General features: G+C 68.8%; 8 protein-coding genes. 7 read left to right on the top strand and 1 reads right to left on the bottom strand.

Annotated features, from left to right (window positions below; all coding sequences use genetic code 11):
• The 3 genes from IE312_RS39405 to IE312_RS09780 all read left to right on the top strand — a co-directional run.
• A partial coding sequence (locus tag IE312_RS39405) for a cupin domain-containing protein (RefSeq protein WP_229899424.1) occupies positions 1–313 on the top strand: 313 nt, incomplete at its 5' end.
• Between the two features lie 462 nt (positions 314–775).
• Positions 776–1,546, top strand: a complete 771-nt coding sequence (locus tag IE312_RS09785; RefSeq protein ID WP_189980309.1) for a PQQ-binding-like beta-propeller repeat protein — start codon at positions 776–778, stop codon at positions 1,544–1,546.
• 17 nt (positions 1,547–1,563) lie between these two features.
• Positions 1,564–1,836, top strand: a complete 273-nt coding sequence (locus IE312_RS09780) for a hypothetical protein (RefSeq protein WP_189980307.1) — start codon at positions 1,564–1,566, stop codon at positions 1,834–1,836.
• Between the two features lie 228 nt (positions 1,837–2,064).
• On the opposite strand, the gene IE312_RS43995 is transcribed toward IE312_RS09780, so the two are convergent.
• Positions 2,065–2,229 carry a hypothetical protein gene (locus tag IE312_RS43995; RefSeq protein WP_306419722.1) on the bottom strand — a complete coding sequence of 55 codons (165 nt, stop codon included), beginning with the start codon at positions 2,227–2,229 and terminating at the stop codon, positions 2,065–2,067.
• Between the two features lie 193 nt (positions 2,230–2,422).
• Between IE312_RS43995 and IE312_RS44285 the strand changes: the two genes are divergently transcribed.
• The 4 genes from IE312_RS44285 to IE312_RS39400 form a co-directional block, all read left to right on the top strand.
• Complete coding sequence (locus IE312_RS44285) at positions 2,423–2,764, top strand: hypothetical protein (protein ID WP_370467540.1); 342 nt, start codon at positions 2,423–2,425, stop codon at positions 2,762–2,764.
• A gap of 483 nt (positions 2,765–3,247) precedes the next feature.
• The gene (locus tag IE312_RS09765) at positions 3,248–3,859 is read left to right on the top strand and encodes a hypothetical protein (RefSeq protein WP_189980305.1); all 612 of its coding nucleotides are present in this window, start codon (positions 3,248–3,250) and stop codon (positions 3,857–3,859) included.
• On the top strand, positions 3,856–4,011 hold the full coding sequence (locus tag IE312_RS09760) for a hypothetical protein (RefSeq protein WP_189980303.1): 156 nt from the start codon (positions 3,856–3,858) through the stop codon (positions 4,009–4,011). The genes IE312_RS09765 and IE312_RS09760 overlap by 4 nt, the downstream gene beginning before the upstream one ends.
• A 978-nt stretch (positions 4,012–4,989) precedes the next feature.
• Positions 4,990–6,325 (top strand): helix-turn-helix domain-containing protein (locus IE312_RS39400; protein ID WP_229899444.1); only part of this gene is annotated, 1,336 nt, incomplete at its 3' end.

Below are 6,325 nucleotides of genomic sequence, written 5' to 3'. Positions count from 1 at the left end.
CGCCGCCGCCACCGCGATCCACTACCTGCTGGCTCCGGGTGAGCGGTCGCGGTGGCACCGGGTGGCCAGTGACGAGTTGTGGCTGTGGCACAGCGGCAGTCCCCTGACGCTCGTCCACGCCGCACAGCCCGACGACGCCGACGGCGTGCGCGGCGTCCTGGGCCCGGACCACGCGGCGGGCCAGAGCCTGTGGGCCGCCGTGCCCGCGGGCCGGTGGCAGTCCGCCGAGGCCGAGGGCCCGCTGCCCGCCCTGCTGACCTGCGTGGTCGCACCCGGCTTCACCTGGTCGGACTTCACCCTGCACCGGGGCTGAGCGCGGGCCCTGGTAGGCGTTGACGGCCGTGAAGTACAGCCCGCACGCGCTGCCGGCGGCACCGCCGCGTGCGCCCGATGAGTGGGAGGGCGGCTGCCGGGGACCGAACGGGTGCCGTTCTAGGGCGACTTGAAGCCGTCGCTCGGTTCCTCGGGTTGCACGGAGTGCCCTTAGGGTGATCACTTGAGGGACTGCTGGATCGTCAGGTACGGGGGACCAGTGCGCAGGAGTCGCGCAATCCAAAGGTCGGCGCTGCGGGCGGGCGCGGCGGTTGTCGTCGTTAGCGCGCTGGCGGGTTGTGGCAGTGGCGGCGGCCATGGGACGCCGGTGCCGGCGCATGCGCCGGCACAGTCGAAGGCGGCATCACGTCCGGTGCACGATCCACCGGCGACGTTTGCGACTGGCCGCTCCGTGCCGTTGCCGGGGGACACCGTCGAGGGCCGTCTGACCGTGGGTGGCACGTTGAACTCGCCGCTTCCCATCGCCCTCTACAAGACGACGGCTTTCATCACGACAGCTAGCCGTATGCGGGTCATGGACACCGTGTCCGGCAAGGTCACAGCCACGATCAGTCCTCACAGCACGCTGGCATCCGACAGCGAGTGGGCCAGTCCCGGTCAGGCATCTGCGCCCTTGCTCGCCACCTCCGCCGGGGCTCGGGTCGTCATCGCCCCGTTCGTCGTCAAACTGTCCGTTACGGGGACTCAGGCGAGCCACGTTGCCGTCGAAGTCATCGCCACCGACGCGGACACCGGCAGGGTTCTGTGGCGGGTCACGCTCCGTCCGCCCGAGTGGGACAGCGCGGGCGATCTGCAGGCAACTGCGGTCGGCGCTGATCACGGCGTGGCCGTGATCCGTGTCTCCACCAGCGACGACGACTCCTCCGCCGCCTACGGCGTCGACCTGGACAGGCCCCGCCAGCTCTGGAGCGTCGACGAGTTCGAGGCAGACGCAGTTACCGGCCAGACCGTGGCGGGAGCGCTACTGGAGGACGATGAGCAGCGGCCCGCCGGGTTCGACCTGGCCACCGGCAAACGGCTCTGGCAGGGGTCGGTCGGCACAGGGGTGGGTGTCAGCACAGTGGGCCCGCGCCTCCACGTACGCGGCGAGAACCCCGACAACGCAGCCCTTACCATCGGCTCGTCGATGCTCGAACCGGCCGCACCCTACATACTCTTCCGGCCGACCTCGGCGACTCGGACACCGACTGCACCTATGACGGCCTCGGCGTGATGGTCTGCGCCTACGGCATGGGGGGTTCGCGAGTCGCCTACGGCTTGGACGCCACTGACGGCAAGGTGCTGTGGCACCTGCCGGACAAGCAAGCCGACCGTATCGCCCCCAAGGTCACCACGGCGTGGCACGGACGCGTCTACGGCGAAACCACCAACGGTGCGATCGCCCTCGACGCCCGCACCGGCAAGGACCTGCCAAGCCCCGGCGCCGCGCCCCTCCTCGTCAACGAATCAACTGGCAACGGACTCGGCGACTCCGGCCTCACCGCCTACCCCACCAGCAGCTGACCAGCCGAGCTCGCGGCTCGACATGCTGCGCTTGGCCCGCCGCGCCGTGGAGCAGCACACCCGCCTCGGCGGCGCAGAGCACGTTTGCCGCTTCGGCGGAAAACCGTGCTGGCGGTGACGTCGATGCCCGCGTAGACGAACGTCGCGGCGACGCGTTCGGTGAGGTCTTTGAGCCAGTCGGCGGCCTCCGCGCCGTTGCAGGTGCGGGGGGGGTTGACCCGGTGGACCTCAGCGCGAGTTCGCGCCGGCCGCGGTGTAGGTGTGGCAGACGGCAGCCGTGATCTGTGCGGTGGTCATGCGGGTGGTTATGGGGATGCTGAGGTAACGGGCGAACTCGCCGGCCAGTGTCTTGGCGGTGGAGCCGGGCGGGACCAGCACGTAGGCGATGGGCACACTGCCGTCGCCCAGGGCGGCGCGGGGTGTGTGGCGAGGCAGGTCCGGCCGACCTGGTCCTGGGCGGTGGCGAGGGGTACTCGCCCTACGATGACCGCTACAACGACGGCGCCAGCGGCCTGGACAGCCGAGGCCTGCGATTCCGGCGCCTCCGGCTGGACTTCCGCCGAGCGTGAGGCCTACGCCAACGACCTTGGCGACGCGCGGCGCTGATCGCGTTGTCGAGGGCGTCGAACCGGGACCCCGCCACCTGGCTCCCCCGGCTCCCGGCTACCGCTGCCAGTACGTCACCGACTGGATCGCCGACAAGATTCGCTGGGCCCTGAGCATCGACGCCACCGAGCGCAACGTACTGGCCGGCCAGGTCAGGCAACAGCCCATCACCGTCACCCTCGCTCGCTCGCTCGCTGCAGGAGAGCAGCCGTTGACCCCGGCAGTTCGGGTGTGCAGGCCGGCGCATCCGACGATGGGGCCACATGCGCGCATCGCGTTCGCGAGCGGCCTTCGCGCGCGACTCCCCCGCACCGCCGAATGAGTGACTACGCAGCTGCCGGTGTTCGCGGCTTGCGGCACTGGAGCGCGTGAGGGAACGTAGAAATGGATAATTTCGCGTCCAGGGCGGCGATCTCAAGTGAATTTGAGAGGCGACTGTGAACGCTGCATGCAGACACGTCACTACATGACCTTTGGTCAACGGTGTTGTTCCCGTGCCGCCGCATGGGAACAAATCTCCGGGGGCTGACCGGGAAGCACGGCGGCACAGCCTCCACCCTCGCCCGGACCAGTGGGCGGCAAGGCTGGGCGGTCCTCGTCAGCCCCCGGGACGACGCCCGTCTTGCGTGCGATGCACGCCGACCCCGACGACCTCATGTGGACAGTGGTCCGTGGCATCACCGACCGGTCCGCCGCCCTACCTGTTCCAACCACACCAGCAGGTTCCACCAGGCCGTCGGCTGCCGACATCGAGAGCCCACTGCGCGGGGCTACCGCGAGAGACCGAGAGAACAGGTGGAGTGTCATGGATATGAACGGTGACCACACGCATCACACCCACGGACCGACAGAGTCCGATCCCCCTGCTTCGCATGGCATGGCGGTGGTGGGGAACGGCACTGTCTTCATGTCCCATCTGCCGATGATTCATCGCCCGCACAACTACCAGGTGATCCTTAACGTGTCCCTCGGTTCCCTCGACAGCGCCTATCTCGACGATCGGAAGGCGCACCCGGAAGCCAGGCTCTACACGTTCGCACCCGAACCGTTCGTGCTCCCCGACCTGTTTCCCGGCGAGACCGGCGAACCTGCCCGCAGGTCGTTCACCGGAAGCCTGTTCCGCAATCATTTCGAGCAGCCTCCCGCTCACCCCGAGACACCCTTCGAGATCTCCTCCGACGTCACAGTGGACGTCGTCGACGTGATCGTCCACAACAGATTCACCCCGGACGCCCGACAGCCCGAAGAACTGACGTACATACTCTTCGGTCAGGGACAAGAGCGGTTCCTGGCGCATCGGATCACCGTCCCTTCAAACCCACGAACCGTCAGGAGTTCGACCATCTCCTGGCGGTCGACCTCCAGGGCCCACAGATGTCGGACGGCCAGTTGCGCCACGGAGTCGAGGTCACCGTGACCGGTCGCTCCAATGAGCCCGGCGCGAAGCTGAAGGAAACCGAGAAGGTGGCCGCCGTCGCCGTGGTCGACGGCCGGAACGTACCGGTCGAGATAGACGTCAGTTCCGAGGAGTATTTCGAGACCGACGATTTGACACCTGCCCCTCACTGACGGGCTGGCACCCGCCTGCGAACACTGGCCGCGCAGCCGCGGGCGCGACAGTTCCTGGTGGGCGGCGTGGGACCGCGGGGGGCTGTCGTACTGATCGCTCTCGGGGCGCGATGGCCTGGATCTTTCGACGACTGCCCGGCACTCCGCAGGAGCGGGCGCTCGGCTAGTGCTGTGGCCGGGAATGCAGCAGGTCGTCCGCGCTCCGGTCCGCACGGGCCGCGAACCGGAAGACCTCGGTGGACGCCACCGGGTGTCAGATCGATGACTTCTTGTTTCACCGGCATCGCCTGATCGGTGGGAAGCACCTGTGGAGCATCCGCCGAACCCGATACGACGCCAATCAGAGCCGAATCGGAATGAGCACCCGCGCTGGGACAACGGAGCTCTTCCTGCTGCCTGTCCGGCTGCTCGGCGTGCGATATGACGGCTACCGGTCCGACTGGTAGGGCTGGATACCGCGTACCTCGACTCCTCCCGGGACCTCGTCCCCCTGCAGGCTCACTTCGAAGAGTGCGTCGGGAACCGCCCGGCCACGATGGGCCCACCGAAGCTCACGTTCCAGCCAGCGGTCGGGAACGAGGCCGTGAAAGCTGACGGCTGTTGCCACGGCACACACCACGGCGGCCGCAGTGACGGCCAGGGCCCACACTATGCGATGGATATTCATGTGCTGGCTCCGTTCGTTGGTGAACGCCGCTGTTGCAGCGAGAGGGCCTAGTTGATCGTCATCAACCAGTACCAGGTATTGGGTCCGACGACGCCGTCGCGCGAAAGGCTGCTCCGGAGCTGGTACTCCGGATGAGTTCCTCGCCGGCTCGCAACATCGAGTTCAGCGGTCGGCGCATTGCCGGCAGCGCAGGTCAGGCAGCCGAACAATGGCCGGACGCGATCTTTCCGGGCTTATGGCGGGGCCCGTAGCGTGGCGGCGGTCTGGTGCGGGCGGCTGACAGGGGTGAAAGCGTGGCGGGGCGGCATGAGATGCCGGTGGATCCGAAAGCCGGTCCGATTCAGCGGTTCGCTTTCGAGCTGCGCAAGCTGCGCTCCGAAGCGGGCGGGGTCACCTACCGGGTGCTGGCGCAGCGGGCCGGATACTCGATCACGACGCTGTCACAGGCGGCGGGCGGTGCGATGTTGCCGACGCTGCCAGTGGCCCTGGCCTACGCCGTGGCGTGCGGGGGCGATCCCGCGGAGTGGGAGGCCCGATGGAAACAGGCTGTGGACGAGGCCGCTGCCTCGGACCCGGAGAATGACGGCGAGGAAGCGCAGCCGCCGTACAAGGGGTTGGCACGGTTCGAGACCGGGGACCACAGCCTCTTCTTCGGACGCGACCGGCTCACCGCCGACCTGCTGAGCCTGCTGCGCCGCCAGCGGTTCGCCGCCGTGTTCGGCCCCTCCGGCAGCGGCAAGTCCTCGCTGCTGCGCGCCGGCCTCATCCCCACCCTCCAGCACGCGAAGGAAGGGGATCTGCGGCCGGCCGGGATCCGCATCCTGACTCCTGGGGGCCACCCGGCGCGAACACACGGCAGGCTCCTGGAGCGCCCAGCGGACGCCGGACCGGATCGTGGCGGCGCAGGCGCGGACACGTTCGTGATCGTCGACCAGTTCGAGGAAGTCTTCACTCTCTGCCAGGACCCCGCCGAGCGTTCCCGGTTCATCGACCTGCTGCTGGGTGCCCGCCAGCCCGAGAGCCGGTTACGGGTCCTCGTCGCCGCGCGGGCCGACTTCTACGGCCGCTGCGCCGAACACCACGGCCTCGCTGACGCCCTGCGCGACGCGAACCTGCTCGTCGGCCCCATGAATCCGGAAGAACTGCGCGAGGCCATCGTCAAGCCCGCCACCACAGCCGGGTTGACCGTGGAACGCGCTTTGACCTCCCAACTCGTCGAGGAGGTCGCCAATGCGCCGGGCGGGCTGCCTCTGCTGTCTCACGTGCTGCTGGAGACCTGGCGCCGCCGCCGCGGCAAGACTCTCACCGCCACCGGCTGCGAGGCCGCCGGCGGCCTCGCAGGCGCCATCACCAAGACCGCCGAAGAGGTCTACGGCCGCTTTACCGAAGACCAGGCACGCGCGGCACGCCGCGTGCTGCTGCGCCTGGTCACCCCTGGCGACGGCACTCCCGACACCCGAAGACCCGCCCAGCATGTGGAGCTGCAGAACGTCGGCGGACAAGAAACCGCTCAGGTTCTGGAGGCCCTCGCCCGCGCGCGACTGCTCACCCTGGATGACGGCACCGTCAACCTGGCCCACGAGGCCCTGCTGACCGCCTGGCCCCGGCTACGCAGCTGGATCGACGCCGACCGCGAACGCCTGCGCG

It is taken from the genome of Streptomyces capoamus (genome assembly GCF_014654935.1).
Classification (GTDB): domain Bacteria; phylum Actinomycetota; class Actinomycetes; order Streptomycetales; family Streptomycetaceae; genus Streptomyces; species Streptomyces capoamus.
Note: the sequence above shows the minus strand (reverse complement) of the source record. Positions and strands in the feature narration are given on the sequence as shown.